The organism is Bradyrhizobium sp. AZCC 1610 (genome assembly GCF_036924515.1).
In the GTDB taxonomy this organism is placed as follows: domain Bacteria; phylum Pseudomonadota; class Alphaproteobacteria; order Rhizobiales; family Xanthobacteraceae; genus Bradyrhizobium.
The window spans coordinates 4,368,228-4,385,845 of sequence record NZ_JAZHRR010000001.1; the positions used below are offsets into that span (position 1 = coordinate 4,368,228).

Below are 17,618 nucleotides of genomic sequence, written 5' to 3' on the forward strand. Positions count from 1 at the left end.
CGTTGGAACCGAAGCTCCCGCCCCGCGTTCCTGACAGCACCGAACTACAAGGAGCCGACCATGAGCCGCGGAATGCCATCGATGACCGCCCTTCTCGGGCTACTCGCCATTGCCGGATATCAGAACCGCGACAAACTGGCAGAACTTCTCAAGGGCGCTGGCGGCGGCCAGCCGAATGCAGGCGCCGGTCAGCAGCCCCTGGGCGGCTTGCTGGGCAATCTGAGCGGGATGTTGGGCGGTGCCGGCGGGGTTGGCGGCCTCCTCAATGGCGGGATCGGTGAACTGCTCGATAGGTTCCAGCAAAACGGCCAGGGCGACAAGGCTGATTCCTGGATCAATCAGGGTCCGAACAAGGATGTCTCGCCGCCGGAATTGAAGCAGGCGATCGGCTCCGACGTTCTGGCACAACTCGAACAGCAGACCGGACTGTCGCAGGAGGAAATCCTGGCGAGATTGTCGCGCGAGCTTCCGGCAGCCGTCGACAAATACACGCCGGACGGCCGTTTGCCCGCAGCATGAATTGATGGACGTGACGTCGGGGCAATCAGGAACGGAGCATCGAGATGGGCATACTTTGGACGATCATCATTGGTTTCATTGCCGGCGTGATTGCCAAGTTCATTATGCCTGGAGACAACGAGCCCTCAGGCTTCATTCTCACCACCATATTGGGCGTCGTCGGCGCCTTCGTGGCGACGTATCTCGGCCAGGCGCTCGGATGGTACAGTCCCGGAGAAGGCGCGGGTCTGATCGGTGCGGTAGTCGGCGCCATCATTGTGCTCTTTGTCTACGGTCTCTTCGCCGGCCGGCAACGGCGATCGATCTAAGAGCTGGACCTGATGGTTAGCGTCGGGCCGCGACGCAGGCGTCCGAACGGCACCATCACCTCGGTTCAAAAATCCGGCTCTTCCTCAGCCATCCGATTCAGGTGGCGCCAATGCTGCCAGATGGCCAGCCCGACCGAGGTCGCCGCCGCCGCCAGCAGCAAGCCGGAAATCGGCCGCGTCAGGAAGAGCCAGGGATTCGCGTCGGTCATGATCGCGCGCACAAGGTTGATCTCGATCTGGTCGCCGAGAATTAGGCCCAGGATCAGGGGCGCGAGCGGAAAGCCGAGCTTGACCAGCACGTAGCCGACGACGCCGAACAGCAGCAGCACGTAGACGCTCTGCATCGTGTTGTTGAGCGCGTAGGCGCCGACGACGCAGAGCACCAGCACGACCGGCGCCAGCACCGCCATCCGCACCGAGGTCACGCGCAGCATCAGCGGCATCAGCGCGACGCAGATCAAGAGCATGCAGGGGTGCGCTAGGATGTAGGCCGCATAGATGCCATAGGCGATATCGGGGTTTTGCGAGATGAACAGCGGTCCCGACTGAATGCCGTGGATCGTCATCGCGCCGAGCATCACGGCGGTGACGGCGTCGCCGGGAATGCCGAATGCCATGATGGTCATCAGCGAGCCGCTGACATTGGCGTTGTTCGAGGCTTCCGACGCGATGATGCCCTCGGGGTGGCCCGTGCCGAAACGCTCCGGCGTTTTCGAGAATTTCTTGGCCTGGTCATAGGCCATGACGCTCGATGCGCTGCCGCCGATGGCTGGCAGGATTCCGATGATCAGCCCGACGATGGTTGACCACGCGAGCAGGAACGGTTGCTTGAAGATTTCCAGGTTCACCTTGCGGTGCGAAAAGCGCTCAAGCTTGACGTCGACCAGCGATTGCGCCGGCTGGCCGCGCGGCGAATCCAGTTTCTCCAGATCGGTCATGATCTGCGCGAAAGCGAAAATGCCGATCAGCACGGGGAGGAACGGAAAGCCGCCGCCGATGAACTCCGAGCCGAAGGTGAAGCGCGGCACGCTGCCGATCGGATCGTGGCCGACCACTGTGATCAACAGCCCGATGGCGGTCGAGATCAGTCCCTTGAGGAGCGAGGATTCGGTTAGCCCCGCTACCATCGCCATCGCGAGCACGAACAGTGAGAAGTATTCCCACGGCCCGAATTCCAGCGCGATCGCCGCAAGCGGCCCGGTGAGGAACACCAGGAACAAGGCGCCGAGCAGGCCGCCCCAGACCGAAGCCCAGACGCCGAGCCAGATGGCGCGGCCCGGCTCGCCGTTGCGTGCCATTGGAAAGCCGTCGAACGTGGTGGCGATCGAAGCCGGCGAGCCCGGGATACCGAGCAGACAGCAGGTGATAAGGCCGCCGGTCGATCCGCCGACATAGACGCCGGTCATCGCCGCAAGGCCCGCCAGCGGATCGAGCCCGTAGGTGAACGGCAGCACCACGATGACAGTCATGGTGATGGTGACGCCCGGCAGCGAGCCGCCGATCACGCCGATGAACGTGCCGGCAAACAGCGGCAACAAATATTTCCACTGGGCGATGTTGACGAGGCCGTTCCAGAGCAAATCGAGCATCAGAAACCCGTCCACGCGCCGCGTGGCAGCAGCACCAGCAGGTATCGTTCGAAGACGAAGTAGCTCACCATGGCGGTGCCGAGCGCGATCGCGGCGAGCACAACCCATTGCCGCGCTGTTTCCGGCCGGCCCAATGCGGCCTGCAGCGCGCCGACGAACAGGACCGTGGCGACACGAAATCCCAAAAGCGGCAGCAGCACCACATAGGCGCCGACGATCGCGAACGCGATCACGACCAGGCGGTAATTTCGCCGAGGCGCATCGTCTGTGCCGGCCATGTCCGGCGCGCGGCGCTTCAGGAGGTCCTGCAGGACCAGCAGTGCGCTCGCGGCCGCCATCAACGACAGCACGATGGCCGGGTAAAAGCCCGGCCCGACCGGCACGATCGGAAGGGACGGAAGCTGGAAGGATTTGACCAGGAGGACCAGGCTGATCGCGAGCAGGACCAGCCCGGCAATTCCGTCGCGGCCGATGCTCATTTCTTGATCAGGCCGAGATCGGTCATGACGACCTTGTTCTCATTGTCGATCTTGGCGAGGAACTGCGCATAGTCATTGGCATTGAGGAACGCCACGCGGGTGCCTTGCAGCTTCATCGCCTGGGCGAAGCTCGGCTCCTTGGTCGCCTTGCTGCAGGCCTCCTCGAGCTTGGCACGCGCCGGCGCGGGCGTCCCCTTGGGGACGAATATACCGCGCGCCACTTCGTAAACGATGTTCATGCCGAGCTCCTTGAGCGTCGGCACGTCGGGCGATTCCGGATCGCGCTTCTCGCTGGCGATCGCGATGTAGCGCAGCAGGCCGGCTTCGACCTTGCCCTTCTGCGTCAGGTTGGAGTCCGTAAGGTTGATGTGGCCGCCGAGCAGCGCATTCATTCGCGGGGCCAAGCCGTCGTAGGACACGAATTTGAATTTCACGCCGGCCGCCTTCTCGATCATGGCCGGGAAGATATGGCTGGTCGAGCCGAGCGTGGCGCCGACAGTGATCTCGCCCGGCCGCTTCTTGGCGTCGTCTGCGAGCTCCTGCCAGTTCTTCCAGGGCGTTTTGGCGCTTGCGGTCAGCACCGAGGGTGTCGCCGAAACCAGGCAGATCGGTTCGAAGTCGCTGTACTTGACGTCACTGATGCCGGCGTAGAACGTCAGATGGATATAGTCGTGCACGGCATAGATCGTATAGCCGTCTGCCGCCGCGGCCTTGGCCTCGCGCGCACCGGTGGTGCCGGACGCGCCGCTGACATTGGCGACGACCACCGGCTGGCCAATGTGCTTCTGGAATTCGACGGCGAATGGCCGGAAGATGTTGTCGGTATCGCCGCCCGCAGCCCATGGCACGATCATCTTGATGGGGCGGTCGGGATATTGCGCCATCGCCGGCGCCGATAAAGCAGCCAGCACCCCGGTCAGCGCGGCAGCGCCGGCCATCGTCACCAACGTCCTTGCCATCGTCATCTCCCTGGGTCGTTTTTGTGGGCCATTCAGGCTCTCTGTCGGGACAATAACAGCCGAGCCCCGCAGGGGAAAGCCCTGCGGCGGCTCGCATGCTCCCTACGGCCAGCAGGTGATGGACGTGCTGTGCCGTTCTGCGTCTTATCCCGAGCTCCCACACTCCATCGCGAACCTCGGCGCGATCAAGTGTCAACGCGGCCTCCGTCAGCTCACCCGGCGGAGGCCGCGTTCGCTTTTTGAACGGTGCATCGCGAAACGTCGTGAATGCTATTGGCGCGGTCCGATGTCAGTTCGAACGGCGACGCGCACGGCTCTTGTCGATGAGCTGGGCGTTGGCGCTGAAGTTGCGATTGTCGGTGCAATAAGCCGTCCGGCCCGAAGCCGCGGTTTGGCACTGCACGTTGGTCGTGAAGATACAATCGCCCGATCCGCCGGCGAAGTCGTCGCCCTGAACGCAGTAGGGGTAATCCTTCGCAGAGGCCGCGCTAAGGCCGGTGAAGAAGACAATTGCCGATGTCACGAGGGCAAGAAATACCATACGCATACGCATGTTTCCCTCCTACGCTAACAGGGCCTTCGTAGGTCCGGGCTCGTTTTGGCCGCGTGAGGTATTTCACAGTGCCAAGGTCACTGTTAGTTGATGGCGCCAGCACTCGTGGCGGAGATCGTGGTCGGCTTGAAAAACTAGTGATTCGGTTTGAAGCCCGAGGTCGGAGGGAATTCGCATCGGCGGCCCCGACAGAGATAGTGGTCGGCGAACGTCTCTCCCAACCCATCGTTTCGATCGCAACGAGGTTAGCGGGCGTCAGTCGCAATAAGCCCAGGATGCGCTACTCGCGTATCGTAGCCGTGCATCGATGCGTAACCCTTCCCCCGGAACGTTTGCCCGCACCTCTTCGTTTTTCATCTATCAACCGCAACGGAGGGAACCATGTCTCTGGAAGCAAACGAAACCGGCAACCTGATCGGCAGCGACAAGGTCGAGGGAACTGCGGTCTACGGCGCCGATAGCAACAAGATCGGCTCGATCGAGCGCGTCATGATCGACAAGAAGAGCGGCAGGGTGTCCTACGCCGTGCTCTCCTTCGGCGGCTTTCTCGGCATCGGCGACGACCATTATCCGCTGCCCTGGCAATCGCTGAAATACGATACCTCGCTCGGCGGCTACGTTACCGGGGTGACGGAAGCGCAGCTCAAGGGCGCACCGCATTACCGCAACGACAACGCCTGGAACTGGAGCGACCAGACCAGGACCCGCACCGTCAACGACTACTACGGCGTCGCGATCTGATCGCGGTCACACCTTGACTTTCGAAGGGCCCGCCTCGATGGCGGGCCCTCTGCAAACGCAGGTGCGCTCCTGTCAGCGGAGAACTAATCCTGCTGCTTTGCGTTGGGATCTGCGGGAGACAGAGCAATGGGAAAATTCTTCTTGATCATTATCGCTATAAGCGTCGCCGTTCTGGTGGCGATGGGTGCGTATGTTATCAGCCTGTGACGGCGATGCGATTGCCAACAGCTCGACCAGAAGCACTGGCTGAGGGACCGGGCCACCGGCACGTTTGTCATCAATCGCGTCGCCCCAAACCATCGGTCTCACGACCACCGATGCCGCCGCGAGAGAAGCGAAACGGCGCTTTCGTGTCTCCTCACCAAGGTCGCTAAAAAAGCAGGCTCCAACGCATCTCGGGGGGAAGATTGCGCCGAAGCCTGACAAGGTTACTGCGTGTCCAGTGACACGTTTGCATAATTTTCCCGACCGAGAATCGTTCCTTCCCGGACGTCACTTCTTCACGGTTCCGCCAGGAGAAGTGGCATCGCCTTTCTTGTCCACGGCGCCAGCAGTTCCCGCGGCATTGCCATGTGCGAGCGCAGCGGTGCTGGCGAGTGCCAGGGCTGCCACGAGCGAAATGGATTTCATCTTCATAGTCGTTTCCCGCCTGCCTCACGCTCCACTAATTAATTGCGGCTGCCTGCATACGTTCCTGCATCCCTCGTCAGGCGGGTGCGCCACGAACGCACGCAAGCCTGCCGCGTCCAGTCCCCACAAGAGAGACATGTTGCGATCGTCACAGATGATGCGGTGGGCGCGGCAGCAATCGGGTGTGCAAGTTTGTCGCAGGGCGGCATTCCCTGCATGCGCTTTCAGTCGGCAGCACTTGCCCGCCAGATGCAATTGGTTAACGAAGCTGCGGGCGGCAAGATCGGCTGGTCCTGGCATCCGTTATCAGCGCCACGCAGGCGAACCTTTGTCGAGCTCGGCCAGGTTTTCGATTAACCATTAATTTCCTAATGACGGTAGCAAGACGAATTCGTCGTCGGCGCGAGCGCGACTTAAGCCGTTAAAACCCTTGCACAGAGAGCGTCGGTTGATCCCGAGCACCTGTGGTGACGGGCGTGTGCCTGCGACCAATGCACACGGGCTTGCGGGTGCCCGGTGGCCCGGCATTCCCTGCGCCCTCTTTCTTTTTTGAGGGAACCGGTTAGCATGACCTTGGGTGAAGCGAGCCGCGGCAACGCGAACACACAGCCAGTTGTCATTCGTTCTCGCAGGCAGGCGATCGAGTATTCCAGAGACAGCAGTGATGGACACGACAGGTCGCGGCATACTGGATGCCCCGCAAGTGCGGGGCATGACCATCTCCCATGCGGCAATTCTACTCCTCCTCGCGATCCTCATCCCGGCCTCGGCTGCCTTGGCCGAGCCGTGCAGCAAGCCGACAGCACGCTCCAAGATTGCCGAGACGCTCAAGCTCGCCTCGGAGCAGCGGCCGGTCAATATCACGTTCCGCACCCACGCCGACGGTGTGAAGCTATCGATCGGCCTCAAGTCGAAATATCCCGACGATATGACCATCATCCTGCAGAACGACTTCGAGCAGTTGAACATAAAGGACGACCGCTTCGAGGTCTTGCTGCGACTCATGGGGAATCGGGAACGCCTCTCCGTGCCCTTCAATGCAATCAAGGCATTCTGGGATAAATCCGATCTGAAGTGCTCCGACAGCTGATGGTCACTCCGGCGTTGCGCGCCGGATCAGGGCGCAGAGCCCCGTCATGCGTGCGATCGGATGTTCGACGAACAGTCGGCAGGAAGCGAGCGCGCCCTTCAGCGTATCCGGCGGCGTGGCCGGTTTCAGTTGTGACGCGAGAACAGCGCCATGGGCATACCCAAGCGCGCGAATCGAAAGCGTCAGCGCATTCAGCCGCCCTTCCCGCTGCAGCGGCGCCAGCATGGTTCGCACCAGCGCCAGGTAGGCCGGCCAATACGCCAGATGCCGGTACATGCTCGCGATCAATTGCGGCTCGGTGTCTTCGCCGAACGCATTCAATTCCTCAACCAGCGCTGCCACTTCCGGGTCCAACGCATCCATCGGCGGCAACTCTGGAATTTTGGCGCCGGACGGCTTTGACGCGGTGCCGGCAAGCTTCACCGCATCCGCTGGCCGCGGTTCGTAATGCGCGAGGAGCGCAGACAACACGACGAGTGCCAGCGCGTTGGTATACTGATAGCTGTCGAGCACATCACGAATGAGCGCGCGTTCGATCTCGTCCACGCCGGCGGCAAGCAAGGTGTCGGTGGAGAAGCCGGGCCAATCCGGCAGCGCGATCGTTTGCCTGACGGCTTCGGCATGCAATGGGGCGTCGCCGAGATAGAGCGGACGGACGGTGGACCACGTCCATTCCAGCGCGCCCGGCATGGTCGCAAGGTTGCGCCAGATCAGATTGACCACGCTGGTGCCGAGAACTTTTCGAATGTCGGCATAGACGTCGGCGATTTCACCTCTCGCTTCGGATTCGAGAACCGACGGAACGCTCTCAGCCATCGCCGCCACTCAATTCCGGAAATTGACTACCACCGTGCCCAACCCGTCGAGCTCCATCTTCACGCTGTCGCCGGCGTTGAGCCATACGGTCTTCAGGAGACTACCCGTGAGCACGATCTGCCCCGCATGAAGGCCCTTACCCTCCTCGGCCAGGTGATTGGCGAGCCAGGCGAGCGCATTGTGGGGATGGCCGAGCACGTCGGCGCCGGTACCGCGGCCCACTTCCTCGCCGTTGACGAGGGCGCGGCCCTTGACCGTGAGCAGGTCCGGCGCCTTGGTACGCGCCACCGCCTTGCCGAGCACGCAGCCGGCGGCGAAGAAATCATCGGCAACAAGCGTCGGCGCGCCCATCGCCTCCCATTTCACGTAACGGTCGTCGACGATCTCGATCGCGGGGTGATAGGCCTCGACCGCCTCCATCATCCATTCTGCGGTGAACGGTGCTTCCGACGGCGCAAGATTGCGTGCGAGCCGCACCGCAATCTCGCATTCGACACCGACACGGACATAGTCGCCGTAGCGCAGCTTGGCGCCACCGTCGTGAACGCCCTTGGCAAACACGCCGCCGGCACAGGGATGGGGGATGTCGAGATATTGCTGCATCACCGCGCTGGTGCAGCCGATCTTGTAGCCGACCAGGCTGCCTGTCTGCGGCAGCAGCAGGTCGTGGACCGCGCGCTGAATGCGATAGCCTTCCGCTTCATCGCTGGGCGCGAGCTCAGCAGGAAGCGAGGCCAGCGGCGTGCGGTTGCGGCGGGCAGTAGCGATGGTCTGTGCGGCCGCAAGAATGTTGTCCATCAGCGGCGGCCTTCTCGTTTGCACCCTGCAGCGCTGACCGCACGCGGTCAGACATCAGGCATTATTGCCCTACTCGTCGCGATAAACCTTCTCGCGCTTCTCGTGACGCTCCTGCGCTTCCACCGACAGCGTTGCAATCGGACGGGCCTCCAGCCGTTTGAGCGAGATCGGCTCACCGGTCTCCTCGCAATAGCCGTAGGTGTTGTCCTCAATGCGTTGCAGCGCGGCGTCGATCTTGGAGATCAATTTGCGCTGGCGGTCGCGGGCGCGCAGTTCGATGGCGCGATCGGTTTCGGAAGAGGCGCGATCAGCGAGATCCGGATGATTGACGTTCTCTTCTTGAAGGGTCTGCAGGGTGATTTTCGATTCCCTCAAGATCTCGTCCTTCCACGCCAGCAGCTTGGCGCGAAAATAGTCGCGCTGGCGGTCGTTCATGAAAGGCTCTTTTTCGGAGGGTCGATAGTTCTTCAACTTTTCCAAGGCCAGCCCATCTTCACGTGCAAGGCGGGGCGGAAAATTGTCCGTCCGCGCGGGCCTTATATAGCGGCGGGTTGTGACAGACAATATAGACCGCCTCCCTGGGGGTACCTCCCCCAAGGCCTTGCACAGGCAAAGTTATCGGGACGGCCTGTCCTTTAGTAGCCGACCGTGAAGCGCTGGCGGATATGGGCCGGGCGTTCGATCTCGTCGGCGAGTGCAACTGCGAAGTCCTCGAAGGAAATCGAGCTTTTGCCGTCGGCAGAGGTCAAAAGCTGGTCGGTCCCGAGACGGAACTTGCCGGTTCGCTCGCCGGCCACAAACAGGGCCGAGGGCGACAGGAAGGTCCAGCTGAGTTCCTTCTCGGCCCGAAGCAGGTCGAGGAAGGCGGCGCCCTTCTCGGCTTCCGCCTTGTATACCACGGGAAAGCCCGGGGTGGTGACCAGCCGGACGCCCGGGGCCACTTCAAGACTGCCCGCACCGCCGACGACGAGGTAGCGGCCGACCTTCGAATCCTTGGCAGCGCCGATCAGCTTGGCCGGGTCACTGGCGAGAAAGTGGATCGAGCTGATCGCGGCATCATGACCAGCGAGCAACCGGGCCAGTCCCGCCTCGTCCATGGCATCGCCCGCGGTGGGCGTGACATTGGCCTGGGCAGCGATCTTTTCGGGATGGCGGGCGATGGCGGTCAACTCATGGCCGCGGCGGGCGAGTTCGGCGGTGATGCGCGAACCGGCATTGCCGGACGCGCCGATGACGGCGATTTTCATGGACGTCTCCCGTGCGATACGCGGATGTGGTATCCAATAGTGACTAGATAGCGAAAAGAATGTAAGTGTGAAGAGAGCACTTTCTGGTCACCTGATTACGCCGGAGTAACCGCCGTGAAAGCCGCCAATTCGAAAACCCCGAACGCCTATTCGGCCGATTGCCCGACGCGCCATATTCTCGATCGCGTCGGCGACAAATGGGCGGTGTTAATCCTGCTTCTCGTGCGCGACGAGCCGATGCGTTTCAATGCGTTACGCCGCACCATTGAAGGTATCTCGCAGAAGATGCTCAGCCAGGTTCTCAAATCGCTCGAACGCGACGGACTGATCAAACGCCGTGCGATCGCGACCGTGCCGGTGACGGTGGAGTATTCGATCACGCCGCTCGGCGCGACGCTCGCCGGCGCGGTCGATCCGTTGCGGGAGTGGGCGGAGAAGAACCTGAAGGAGGTGTTGAACGCGCAGCGCCGCTACGACGCGGCGCGCAATTCGATAGCGGCGTAAATCTAGAACTGTCCGGCCTTTGCCAGCTCGACTTCAACCCGCAGCTCAATCTCGGACAGCACGGCGTCGAGGCCGGGATCGCCGGAGGAGGATTTCAGATTGGCCGCGGCATCGCGCAGCCGGTTCATCGTGGAAGCATCGAGATTGCCGGAGAGCAGTCCGATCTTGAGCTCGTCGAGCACGTCGAGCGCGCCCCTGCCCCGCGCTACCGAACGCTTGCGGCGCTCGGTCGGATCCTCGACGCCCTGCAGCGCGAGCAGCGCATCGATGTTACCGGCGGCCTTGGGCGATGCGGCCGAGCGCAACTCTTCGGGCGCAGCCGTCGTTTCCGGCAGCGAGAAGCCGGTCGAACTGGTTCGTCGCGTGTGGCTCGCGGGCGATCCAAGCGTGGTGCCGTTCGGTCCGTAGATGCGCATCGAGGTGGTCTCGCCGTGAGAGTAGAGAGACCTTCGCCCTCTTATGGTTAATGACGCGTAAACGGCCCGGCAAAATCTGCCGACGTGCGGCAGTTTCGCCCATCGTGGTGAAGCCGCCGCGGCATCACAGCTCCGGGGAACATTCAGCAATATCAAGGCATTGCCTCAGAAGCGCAATATGGCATGACCCTCGCATAGTTAATGGCGGACCGCCGTCATGGGAGTGACGTCAGCGGTCCGGTTGAAGACCTCGAGGGGAGCACAGGATGCCCGGCATCCGTTCGGCAAGACTGATTTGGGTGACCTGCGCGGCGCTGCTGGCGCTGGCGTTATCGCCCTCGTCCGCGGGCGCGACGTCGCGGATCAAGGATCTCGCCAACATCGAAGGCGTGCGGCAGAACCAGTTGATCGGCTACGGCCTCGTGGTCGGCCTCAACGGCACCGGCGACACGCTCAACAACATCCCCTTCACCAAGCAATCGCTGCAGGCGATGCTCGAGCGCATGGGCGTCAACATCCGCGGCGCCACCATCCGCACCGGCAACGTCGCCGCCGTCATGGTCACCGGCAACCTGCCGGCGTTCGGCACCCAGGGCACGCGGATGGACGTCACGGTGTCCGCGCTCGGCGACGCCAAGAACCTGCAGGGCGGCACCCTGCTCGTCACCCCCCTGCTCGGCGCCGATGGCAACGTCTATGCGGTCGCGCAAGGCTCGCTCGCCATCGCCGGTTTCGCGGCCGAAGGGGCCGCCGCCAGTGTCACGCGCGGCGTGCCGACCAACGGCCGGATCCCCAACGGCGCCATCATCGAACGCGAGATCGAATTCGCGCTCAATCGCCTGCCCAATGTGCGGCTGGCGCTGCGCAATGCCGACTTCACCACCGCCAAGCGCATTGCGGCCGCGGTCAACGATTTCCTCGGCGTCAAGACCGCCGAGCCGATCGATCCCTCCACGGTGCAGCTCGCGATACCCGCCGAGTTCAAGGGCAATGTCGTCGCCTTCCTGACCGAGATCGAGCAACTGCAGGTCGAGCCGGATCTCGCCGCCAAGATCGTGATCGACGAACGCTCAGGGATCATCGTGATGGGCCGCGACGTTCGCGTGGCTACGGTGGCGGTGGCGCAAGGCAATCTCACCGTCTCGATTTCGGAGAGCCCGCAAGTCAGCCAGCCCAATCCGCTGTCACGCGGCCGGACCGTGGTGACGCCGCGCACCGGCGTCAGCGTTTCCGAAGACGGCAAGAAATTTGCGGTTGTGAAAGACGGCGTGTCGCTGCAGCAACTGGTCGACGGCCTCAATGGTCTGGGCATCGGCCCGCGCGACCTCATCAGCATCCTGCAGGCGATCAAGGCCGCCGGCGCGATCCAGGCCGACATCGAGGTGATGTGATGGAAACAAGCCCGATCGCCGGCATCAACGGGTACTCGAAGGCCAAAACTTCGCTGATCAACGGCCGCAAGGATCTGCAGCTCGCCGACGCGTTGACCAAGGTTTCGCCTGAGGCGCAGAAAAAGACGCGCGCCAAGGCCCAGGAGTTCGAGGCGATGTTCCTCAACTCGATGTTTTCGCAGATGACCACCGGCGTCAAAGGCGACGGTCCGTTCGGCGACACCACCGGCACCGGCGTCTGGCGCTCGATGCTGACGGATGAGTATTCGAAATCCTTTGCCAAGTCCGGCGGCATCGGCATTTCCAACGATGTCTTCCGCACCTTGATCCTGCAGCAAGCCAACCGCGCCGGCTGATCCAAAAGGAAAACCCGACATGAATCAGCATCCTCAGGCCAACCCCGCGCCGGCACCAGCAAGAGCGATCTCCACGCCGGCTGAGGCGCGCAAGCTCGCGGAAGATCTGATGGAGGTGATGAGCGGCCTGCTCGGCATCATCGAGCGCGAAACCGAACTGGTTCGCGCCGGCAATGTGCGCGAGGCGATGCGACTGGAAGATCAGAAGGGCGAGCTGTCGCGCCGCTACATGGTTGCAGTCGAGAATCTAAAGAATGCGCAAAAATATCTGGCGCAGGTGTCGCCGGAATTGCTGACCACGCTGCGCCGCCATCACGACACCTTCCGCGCGATGCTGCAGATTAATCTCACCGTCCTCGCGACAGCACACGCGGTGTCCGAAGGCATCGTGCGCGGCGTCAACGCCGAGATTCAGCGCAAGAACATTCCGAGCACCTATACGGCGTCGGGACAACGCACCGCGCCGGGACCGCGCAACATCACGCCGCTCTCGGTCAGCCGCTCGCTGTAAGCGAGCTCGGTCGCTGCAAGCGGCGACCTCGGCGTCTTCAGCTCTATACAATTTTCACTAAATTTGCGCGCCCGCGTCAGAGCGGAATTGAGCGTATTCCCTAACACCGCGTTGACAGGTGCCGGGCTATACTGCGTTGACGAGGGGTTGGGATTTGACTCGCGCAAGCCTGGAGGCTGCCATGAGTACAGATTTCAACATCAAACCGGTGGGGGCACCGGTTGCCGCGCCGATCGTTCAGCACGTGAGCGAAGCGGCACAACATGCGGTCGCGACCGAACTGCCGGCGAGCCAGAGCGTCGCGGCGGTTGACTCAAGCGCGCGCGCCAGCACCGATTCCGCCGCGGTCCGCGTCTCCATTTCGAGCGCTTCGGTGTCGAACCAGGTGGTGATCGATCGCGACGCCCGCGCCGTCGTTTATCAGGTCATTGATACCAGGACGAGCCAGGTGGTGAAGCAGTTTCCCGAGGAAGCCGTGCTGCGCCGGCGGGCTTATTTCCACGCGCTCGATTTAACCAAGGACGCCCCCACGCGGCTTCGCGCAACCGACCGCAAGGCTTAGGACGCGTAACGGCTGATGTTAGCTTGAGCGCGATGCATAGGCCTGGTCGAGATAGGTCTGGCCGCTCGACGGATCGGTGACGACGTTCTTGATCTCCGCTTTTCCAAGGGCGGATAGCGTGAACTTGGTGTCGCCGATCCGGAACGAAAGGTCCTTGATCAGAACTTCCTGGAACTTGTTGGTGCCGCCGCTCTGGTACTGCACCTTGCCGCGAAAGCCGGTGACGTTCGAAATCGTGAACTTGAACGTCTTGTTGTCGGCATATTTCCCGGTCCAGGTGCCTTCATAGAGCTTGGGATCGACCGCCACGTAGGGAGTCTTCGACGGAACGGTCAATCCCACCGTCTTGTAGTTAGCTGATATAATGCTCCAAAGGTCAGCCATCTTGGCACACTCGGTCGATTTGGTTAGCCGCGACCAGCAAGGCCGGCGGCAAGATTGCAATTGATGTCGATCAGCGATTTCAGCTTGGCCGGATCCGGATTCAATTGCATGTCGACGGTCTGCTTCATCACGAAAACGCCGATGTTCGCGATGTTCTGCCGCACTTCGATCGGTTGAGGATTCTCGTTTCCCTCGACCGCGCTCATGAAGATCGACCAGAGCCGGCGATTGAAAAGCAACGCATTGTGCATCGCTGTGTCGGGACCGTTCCAGTTGGACTGGACTTCCTGCAGTTGCCGTGCGGCCTTCAGCAGTGCCTGCGCTTCGATTTCACGGGGGGACGTCGTCGTTTGAGATGTACGCGCGTAGGCCTGGGCTGCATTAGACATTCACGAACCTCGATGGGAGCGGTTTTGCAGGACCGCGGGACTTGAGAAAAACTGCCCAACTTTCATACAGGCTGCGCCTTTAAATATGGTTAGCAAGCATTACCAAGTGTGTCGGCAGTCCGGCAAAAATCCATATTTGTTGCGTCAGCATGCCGGCCATCGGTTCTGATGGAATTAAGATCGAAGCCCAAATTCTCCACTTCGATACTTTTCCTCACGCCGGCGCTTTTCTTTCTCGAGCTGGAACAAGTTCTCACCCAAAAAGAAAGGCGGCGGGGTTTCCCCCGCCGCCTTGATCGTTGGCGTTGCCGTCCCGCTTAGCGCAGGAGCTGCAGCACGCTCTGCTGGCTCTGGTTGGCCAGTGCCAGCGCGGACACCGCGATCGACTGGCGGGTCGACAGCGCCTGGCTGTTCGCCGCTTCCTCGTTGGTGTCGGCCAGCGTCAGGTTCGACGAGCCGGTCTGCAGCACGTTGATCAGGTTCTTCGAGAAGTCCTGACGGATCTGCACGATCGACAGGTTCGAACCCAGGGCGGAAGCCTGCGTGCGCAGCAGCGTCGAGGCGCTGGCCAGGTTGGCGACAACCTTGTTGGTCGCGGAGTTGTCGATGAAGTCGGTGCCGCTGACGAGGTTCGCCAGACCAAGACCGGCCGCATTGAAGTTGACGCCGCTGATGTTCAAGGTCGACTTGCCGGTTTCGTTGAACGTCAGCTTGAGCTGATCGCCGCCGAGTAGGTTGATGCCGTTGAACGACGCGTCCTGCGCGGTGGTGGTGATCTGCGACAGGATGCCGTTGAACTGGCTCACCAGGTTGCTGCGAACGACCTGCGCCGAAGCGTCGACCACCGGAGCCGTCGGAGTTGTGAAGGTGATCGCGGTCGTCAGCGTGCCGCCGATCGCTCCACCTGCCGTCGCCGAACCGAGGGTCGACGAAGCATAATCGTTGCTCGCAGAAATCGTCAGCTTGCCGGTCGAGTCGATCGTCGCGCTCAGGTTATTGGCCAGCAGCGCGGCGTTGAGCTGGTCGAGGGTCTTGACCGTGCCATTGGAACCGTCGCCGAAGGTGACGTTGACCGCCGTGCCGCCGTTGAAGGAGGTGAAGGTCAAGGTCTTGCCGGAGAGGCTGCCAGCCGCCGCGGTGCGGCCCGCGGTGAAGTTGGTGCCCGTTCCGGTGTTGCCGGTGAGGCCGAGCGAGGAGAGCGCGTTGCCGGTGCCGACGATCGACAGATCGGCGTTGGTGCCGGTCGAGATCTGCAGCGCGCCGCTCGAGTTGATCGAGGAGTTGGTCTGGCCCGAAGCGGTGGCCACCGTCGCCGTACCGCTAGCGTTGGTCGCGGTCTGAACGCCGGTCGCGAGATCGATGGCCTTCAGCACGTCGGCCACGGTCGCCGCCTGCAAGTAGACCGTCGAGTTGCCGCTGCCATCGTTGACGACGTTGCCGCTGACACCGGAGCCGGCCGCAACCGCCGCCGCGCCGGGCGTCGGGGCGTTCTTGAACGTAATGGTCTTGCCATTCACGTTCAGCGTCGAGCCGTCCTGGATCAGGTTACCGAGGCTATTTGTATCGGTGGTGCGGGCAGCGCCGACCGTGGCATTGCCAGCGCCGACCGAACCCGTAAGCTTCAGCGCAGCGAGGGTGTCGGCCTTGCCCGTGATGGACAGATCGGCACCGGTCGAGCTCTTGAGGGCCAAGACGCCGCCGGCGAGGGTAGAGGCGGTCTGGCCGGCATTCAAAGTCAAAACCCCGGCCACGTTGCTCTGTACACCGCTGGCAATATCAATCGCGGCCATAACGTCGCCGACCGATGCCTTCGTCGGCGTACCTGACGCTCCGCCCAGATAGACGATCGAATTGCCGTCCGCATCGCTATAGACGTTGCCAGTGCTGTTGGCACTCGCGTTCAGGTGGGTAAAGCCCGCTGGCGCGGTGTTGGTCGAGCCGTTTACGCCGGGGGCGTCGCCTGCGGCAAAGGTGATCGTCTTGCCGTTGACAGTGATGATGTCGCCCGCATTGACCTGAGCGTTGGCATCTTGCGGTGCTGCAGTGCCGTTCAGCAGCGAGGCCTTCACCGTCGCCCCGTTGATGGCAGCGGAGCCGGTCAAAGTGCCGACCGCGCCGCCCAGCGTCGAGCCTGAAACCGCAGCAGTCGTGCCGCCGGCGTTTCCGGAATACAGAACGTTCGAGGACGCGATGGCGCTGGTATAGGTCGTGGTGCCGCGGAGGTCGGTTGCGGTGGCGCCGGCGATCGTGGCGGAGACGTTCGACTTGGTGGAGTAGCCGACCGCGCTCTGCAGCGCCTGGTTGGCGATCGACTTCGCGGTGTCGACCAGCTTCTGCAGCGAGGTGATGCCGGTGTTGGCGGCCTGCAGCACCTGCACGCCGTTGCCGATGCCGTCGAGCAGATTGTTGATGTCACCGGCGCGCGAATCGAGCGACTGCGCGGTGAAGAAGTTGGTCGGGTTATCGAGGGCGGTGTTGACCTTCTTGCCGGTGGCAAGGCGGTTCTGCGTGGTCGCGAGCAGGTCGGCGGTCGACTGCAGCGAGAGGAGGTTCTGGCGAACCGAAGCCGAGAGAACAATACCGGACATCTTTCATACCTTTCTGGTGTGAAACTAAAACGAGCCACTTTCCCGACCTCTCGATCAGGCGACGGCTCACTCTGGAAGCAAGTCTCTAAGAAAAAATGAATTTGATCGGACGAGTCGCTCGCAAAGACGATGAACTTGAAATTAATTCGCCGCGTCCGAATCCACTCCGTATTCCTACGGGGTCGTCCGCGAAAAGCCCCGCCAGACGGGCACTACTCGCGTCTTCACCATTGGTTAACCATCATCGGAAAGGATGCGAAATCTGCCGGCGGGCAATCGACAACGCGACAAGCGTCAAACGGAGAACAGGCATGGCCTTGAAAGTCGAGCTCAAACCGCACGAGCGAATCATCATCGGTGCCTGCGTGGTCACCAACACCGATCAGCGCGCCAGGCTGCTGATCGACGGCGACCGGATTCCGATCCTGCGCGAGAAAGACATCCTCACACCCGAGACCTCCGACACGCCGGCCAAGCTGGTCTATCTTGCCGTGCAGCTCATGTACCTGTCACCGGATCCGATGGCGCACCATCCGACCTATTTCAGCCTCGTACGCGACATCCTGACCGCAATGCCGAGTGCGTGGCCCTTCATCGAAGGGATCAACAACTACATCCTGAACGGCGATCTCTATCACGCGCTGAAGGAAGCGAAGAAGCTGATCGGCCATGAGGAGCAGATTCTCGAAAGCGCCCGAAAGCTCCAGGCGTCCAATGAGCCAGACCGCAAGTCTGCATAACCATTGCCCCTTCGCCCAAACGAAAAAGGCCTCCGCGAGGAGGCCTTT

General features: G+C 62.0%; 23 protein-coding genes. 10 read left to right on the forward strand and 13 right to left on the reverse strand.

Annotated features, from left to right (window positions below; all coding sequences use genetic code 11):
- The first annotated feature begins 60 nt into the window (after nt 1–60).
- Together V1279_RS21740 and V1279_RS21745 are read left to right on the forward strand one after the other, a co-directional pair.
- Nucleotides 61–519, forward strand: coding sequence for a YidB family protein (locus V1279_RS21740; RefSeq protein WP_334439932.1), 459 nt, complete (start codon nt 61–63; stop codon nt 517–519).
- Between the two features lie 44 nt (nt 520–563).
- Entirely contained in the window at nt 564–827 is a 264-nt protein-coding gene (locus tag V1279_RS21745; protein WP_334439934.1) for a GlsB/YeaQ/YmgE family stress response membrane protein, read from the forward strand.
- A gap of 65 nt (nt 828–892) precedes the next feature.
- Here the strand turns inward: V1279_RS21745 and V1279_RS21750 are convergent, their stop codons facing one another.
- The 4 genes from V1279_RS21750 to V1279_RS21765 all read right to left on the reverse strand — a co-directional run bounded on the left by V1279_RS21750 (nt 893) and on the right by V1279_RS21765 (nt 4,407).
- The gene (locus V1279_RS21750; RefSeq protein WP_334439937.1) at nt 893–2,416 is read right to left on the reverse strand and encodes a tripartite tricarboxylate transporter permease; all 1,524 of its coding nucleotides are present in this window, start codon (nt 2,414–2,416) and stop codon (nt 893–895) included.
- Nucleotides 2,416–2,895 carry a tripartite tricarboxylate transporter TctB family protein gene (locus V1279_RS21755; RefSeq protein WP_334439940.1) on the reverse strand — a complete coding sequence of 160 codons (480 nt, stop codon included), beginning with the start codon at nt 2,893–2,895 and terminating at the stop codon, nt 2,416–2,418. The genes V1279_RS21750 and V1279_RS21755 overlap by 1 nt, the downstream gene beginning before the upstream one ends.
- Nucleotides 2,892–3,854, reverse strand: coding sequence for a Bug family tripartite tricarboxylate transporter substrate binding protein (locus V1279_RS21760; protein WP_334439943.1), 963 nt, complete (start codon nt 3,852–3,854; stop codon nt 2,892–2,894). The genes V1279_RS21755 and V1279_RS21760 overlap by 4 nt, the downstream gene beginning before the upstream one ends.
- 289 nt (nt 3,855–4,143) lie before the next feature.
- A complete protein-coding gene (locus V1279_RS21765) occupies nt 4,144–4,407 on the reverse strand; it encodes a DUF3551 domain-containing protein (RefSeq protein WP_334439946.1) in 264 nt (87 codons plus the stop codon).
- A 381-nt stretch (nt 4,408–4,788) separates the two neighbouring features.
- Here V1279_RS21765 and V1279_RS21770 point away from each other — a divergent pair, with 381 nt between their 5' ends.
- Nucleotides 4,789–5,148 carry a PRC-barrel domain-containing protein gene (locus tag V1279_RS21770; protein WP_334439949.1) on the forward strand — a complete coding sequence of 120 codons (360 nt, stop codon included), beginning with the start codon at nt 4,789–4,791 and terminating at the stop codon, nt 5,146–5,148.
- A 492-nt stretch (nt 5,149–5,640) separates the two neighbouring features.
- On the opposite strand, the gene V1279_RS21775 is transcribed toward V1279_RS21770, so the two are convergent.
- Complete coding sequence (locus tag V1279_RS21775) at nt 5,641–5,784, reverse strand: hypothetical protein (RefSeq protein WP_334439952.1); 144 nt, start codon at nt 5,782–5,784, stop codon at nt 5,641–5,643.
- Nucleotides 5,785–6,442: 658 nt separating this feature from the next.
- On the opposite strand from V1279_RS21775, the gene V1279_RS21780 reads away from it, so the two are divergent.
- Nucleotides 6,443–6,868 carry a ClpXP protease specificity-enhancing factor SspB gene (locus V1279_RS21780; RefSeq protein ID WP_334446516.1) on the forward strand — a complete coding sequence of 142 codons (426 nt, stop codon included), beginning with the start codon at nt 6,443–6,445 and terminating at the stop codon, nt 6,866–6,868.
- A 3-nt stretch (nt 6,869–6,871) separates the two neighbouring features.
- On the opposite strand, the gene V1279_RS21785 is transcribed toward V1279_RS21780, so the two are convergent.
- The 4 genes from V1279_RS21785 to V1279_RS21800 form a co-directional block, all read right to left on the reverse strand.
- Nucleotides 6,872–7,684: a hypothetical protein gene (locus tag V1279_RS21785; protein WP_334439955.1), complete on the reverse strand. Its 813-nt coding sequence runs from the start codon at nt 7,682–7,684 to the stop codon at nt 6,872–6,874.
- Nucleotides 7,685–7,693: 9 nt separating this feature from the next.
- On the reverse strand, nt 7,694–8,482 hold the full coding sequence (locus tag V1279_RS21790; protein ID WP_334439958.1) for a 2-keto-4-pentenoate hydratase: 789 nt from the start codon (nt 8,480–8,482) through the stop codon (nt 7,694–7,696).
- Between the two features lie 69 nt (nt 8,483–8,551).
- Nucleotides 8,552–8,917: an RNA polymerase-binding protein DksA gene (gene dksA, locus V1279_RS21795; RefSeq protein ID WP_092509290.1), complete on the reverse strand. Its 366-nt coding sequence runs from the start codon at nt 8,915–8,917 to the stop codon at nt 8,552–8,554.
- A gap of 200 nt (nt 8,918–9,117) precedes the next feature.
- A complete protein-coding gene (locus V1279_RS21800) occupies nt 9,118–9,729 on the reverse strand; it encodes an NAD(P)-dependent oxidoreductase (protein WP_334439961.1) in 612 nt (203 codons plus the stop codon).
- 114 nt (nt 9,730–9,843) lie between these two features.
- On the opposite strand from V1279_RS21800, the gene V1279_RS21805 reads away from it, so the two are divergent.
- Nucleotides 9,844–10,233 (forward strand): winged helix-turn-helix transcriptional regulator, encoded by a 390-nt coding sequence (locus tag V1279_RS21805; protein WP_334439963.1) that lies wholly within the window; start codon nt 9,844–9,846, stop codon nt 10,231–10,233.
- A gap of 2 nt (nt 10,234–10,235) precedes the next feature.
- Here V1279_RS21805 and V1279_RS21810 read toward each other — a convergent pair whose 3' ends face one another.
- Nucleotides 10,236–10,649 (reverse strand): flagellar assembly protein FliX, encoded by a 414-nt coding sequence (locus V1279_RS21810; RefSeq protein WP_334439966.1) that lies wholly within the window; start codon nt 10,647–10,649, stop codon nt 10,236–10,238.
- Nucleotides 10,650–10,915: 266 nt separating this feature from the next.
- Here V1279_RS21810 and V1279_RS21815 point away from each other — a divergent pair, with 266 nt between their 5' ends.
- From V1279_RS21815 to V1279_RS21830, 4 genes are all read left to right on the forward strand, one after another.
- Nucleotides 10,916–12,040, forward strand: a complete 1,125-nt coding sequence (locus V1279_RS21815) for a flagellar basal body P-ring protein FlgI (RefSeq protein ID WP_334439969.1) — start codon at nt 10,916–10,918, stop codon at nt 12,038–12,040.
- Nucleotides 12,040–12,396: a flagellar assembly peptidoglycan hydrolase FlgJ gene (flgJ, locus tag V1279_RS21820; protein WP_334439972.1), complete on the forward strand. Its 357-nt coding sequence runs from the start codon at nt 12,040–12,042 to the stop codon at nt 12,394–12,396. The genes V1279_RS21815 and flgJ overlap by 1 nt, the downstream gene beginning before the upstream one ends.
- A gap of 19 nt (nt 12,397–12,415) precedes the next feature.
- On the forward strand, nt 12,416–12,907 hold the full coding sequence (locus tag V1279_RS21825) for a hypothetical protein (RefSeq protein WP_334439975.1): 492 nt from the start codon (nt 12,416–12,418) through the stop codon (nt 12,905–12,907).
- A gap of 181 nt (nt 12,908–13,088) precedes the next feature.
- Nucleotides 13,089–13,469, forward strand: a complete 381-nt coding sequence (locus V1279_RS21830; protein ID WP_334439977.1) for a hypothetical protein — start codon at nt 13,089–13,091, stop codon at nt 13,467–13,469.
- 18 nt (nt 13,470–13,487) lie between these two features.
- On the opposite strand, the gene V1279_RS21835 is transcribed toward V1279_RS21830, so the two are convergent.
- From V1279_RS21835 to V1279_RS21845, 3 genes are all read right to left on the reverse strand, one after another.
- On the reverse strand, nt 13,488–13,853 hold the full coding sequence (locus V1279_RS21835) for a hypothetical protein (RefSeq protein WP_334439979.1): 366 nt from the start codon (nt 13,851–13,853) through the stop codon (nt 13,488–13,490).
- A gap of 23 nt (nt 13,854–13,876) precedes the next feature.
- Complete coding sequence (gene flaF / locus V1279_RS21840; protein WP_334439981.1) at nt 13,877–14,242, reverse strand: flagellar biosynthesis regulator FlaF; 366 nt, start codon at nt 14,240–14,242, stop codon at nt 13,877–13,879.
- Nucleotides 14,243–14,559: 317 nt separating this feature from the next.
- On the reverse strand, nt 14,560–16,830 hold the full coding sequence (locus V1279_RS21845; protein ID WP_334439983.1) for a DUF1522 domain-containing protein: 2,271 nt from the start codon (nt 16,828–16,830) through the stop codon (nt 14,560–14,562).
- A gap of 311 nt (nt 16,831–17,141) precedes the next feature.
- On the opposite strand from V1279_RS21845, the gene flbT reads away from it, so the two are divergent.
- The gene (gene flbT / locus V1279_RS21850) at nt 17,142–17,570 is read left to right on the forward strand and encodes a flagellar biosynthesis repressor FlbT (protein ID WP_334439986.1); all 429 of its coding nucleotides are present in this window, start codon (nt 17,142–17,144) and stop codon (nt 17,568–17,570) included.
- Nucleotides 17,571–17,618: the final 48 nt, after the last annotated feature.

What these genes read in the sequence shown, in the direction of transcription:
- flaF (WP_334439981.1), bottom strand. Translation starts at nt 14,242, where the DNA reads ATGTCTAATGCAGCCCAGGCCTACGCGCGTACATCTCAAACGACGACG.
- dksA (WP_092509290.1), bottom strand. Translation starts at nt 8,917, where the DNA reads ATGAACGACCGCCAGCGCGACTATTTTCGCGCCAAGCTGCTGGCGTGG.
- V1279_RS21825 (WP_334439975.1), top strand. Translation starts at nt 12,416, where the DNA reads ATGAATCAGCATCCTCAGGCCAACCCCGCGCCGGCACCAGCAAGAGCG.
- V1279_RS21755 (WP_334439940.1), bottom strand. Translation starts at nt 2,895, where the DNA reads ATGAGCATCGGCCGCGACGGAATTGCCGGGCTGGTCCTGCTCGCGATC.
- V1279_RS21760 (WP_334439943.1), bottom strand. Translation starts at nt 3,854, where the DNA reads ATGGCAAGGACGTTGGTGACGATGGCCGGCGCTGCCGCGCTGACCGGG.
- V1279_RS21740 (WP_334439932.1), top strand. Translation starts at nt 61, where the DNA reads ATGAGCCGCGGAATGCCATCGATGACCGCCCTTCTCGGGCTACTCGCC.
- V1279_RS21770 (WP_334439949.1), top strand. Translation starts at nt 4,789, where the DNA reads ATGTCTCTGGAAGCAAACGAAACCGGCAACCTGATCGGCAGCGACAAG.
- V1279_RS21775 (WP_334439952.1), bottom strand. Translation starts at nt 5,784, where the DNA reads ATGAAGATGAAATCCATTTCGCTCGTGGCAGCCCTGGCACTCGCCAGC.
- V1279_RS21750 (WP_334439937.1), bottom strand. Translation starts at nt 2,416, where the DNA reads ATGCTCGATTTGCTCTGGAACGGCCTCGTCAACATCGCCCAGTGGAAA.
- V1279_RS21790 (WP_334439958.1), bottom strand. Translation starts at nt 8,482, where the DNA reads ATGGACAACATTCTTGCGGCCGCACAGACCATCGCTACTGCCCGCCGC.
- V1279_RS21810 (WP_334439966.1), bottom strand. Translation starts at nt 10,649, where the DNA reads ATGCGCATCTACGGACCGAACGGCACCACGCTTGGATCGCCCGCGAGC.
- V1279_RS21785 (WP_334439955.1), bottom strand. Translation starts at nt 7,684, where the DNA reads ATGGCTGAGAGCGTTCCGTCGGTTCTCGAATCCGAAGCGAGAGGTGAA.
- V1279_RS21745 (WP_334439934.1), top strand. Translation starts at nt 564, where the DNA reads ATGGGCATACTTTGGACGATCATCATTGGTTTCATTGCCGGCGTGATT.
- V1279_RS21780 (WP_334446516.1), top strand. Translation starts at nt 6,443, where the DNA reads ATGGACACGACAGGTCGCGGCATACTGGATGCCCCGCAAGTGCGGGGC.
- V1279_RS21835 (WP_334439979.1), bottom strand. Translation starts at nt 13,853, where the DNA reads ATGGCTGACCTTTGGAGCATTATATCAGCTAACTACAAGACGGTGGGA.
- V1279_RS21765 (WP_334439946.1), bottom strand. Translation starts at nt 4,407, where the DNA reads ATGCGTATGCGTATGGTATTTCTTGCCCTCGTGACATCGGCAATTGTC.
- flgJ (WP_334439972.1), top strand. Translation starts at nt 12,040, where the DNA reads ATGGAAACAAGCCCGATCGCCGGCATCAACGGGTACTCGAAGGCCAAA.
- flbT (WP_334439986.1), top strand. Translation starts at nt 17,142, where the DNA reads ATGGCCTTGAAAGTCGAGCTCAAACCGCACGAGCGAATCATCATCGGT.
- V1279_RS21815 (WP_334439969.1), top strand. Translation starts at nt 10,916, where the DNA reads ATGCCCGGCATCCGTTCGGCAAGACTGATTTGGGTGACCTGCGCGGCG.
- V1279_RS21800 (WP_334439961.1), bottom strand. Translation starts at nt 9,729, where the DNA reads ATGAAAATCGCCGTCATCGGCGCGTCCGGCAATGCCGGTTCGCGCATC.
- V1279_RS21845 (WP_334439983.1), bottom strand. Translation starts at nt 16,830, where the DNA reads ATGTCCGGTATTGTTCTCTCGGCTTCGGTTCGCCAGAACCTCCTCTCG.
- V1279_RS21830 (WP_334439977.1), top strand. Translation starts at nt 13,089, where the DNA reads ATGAGTACAGATTTCAACATCAAACCGGTGGGGGCACCGGTTGCCGCG.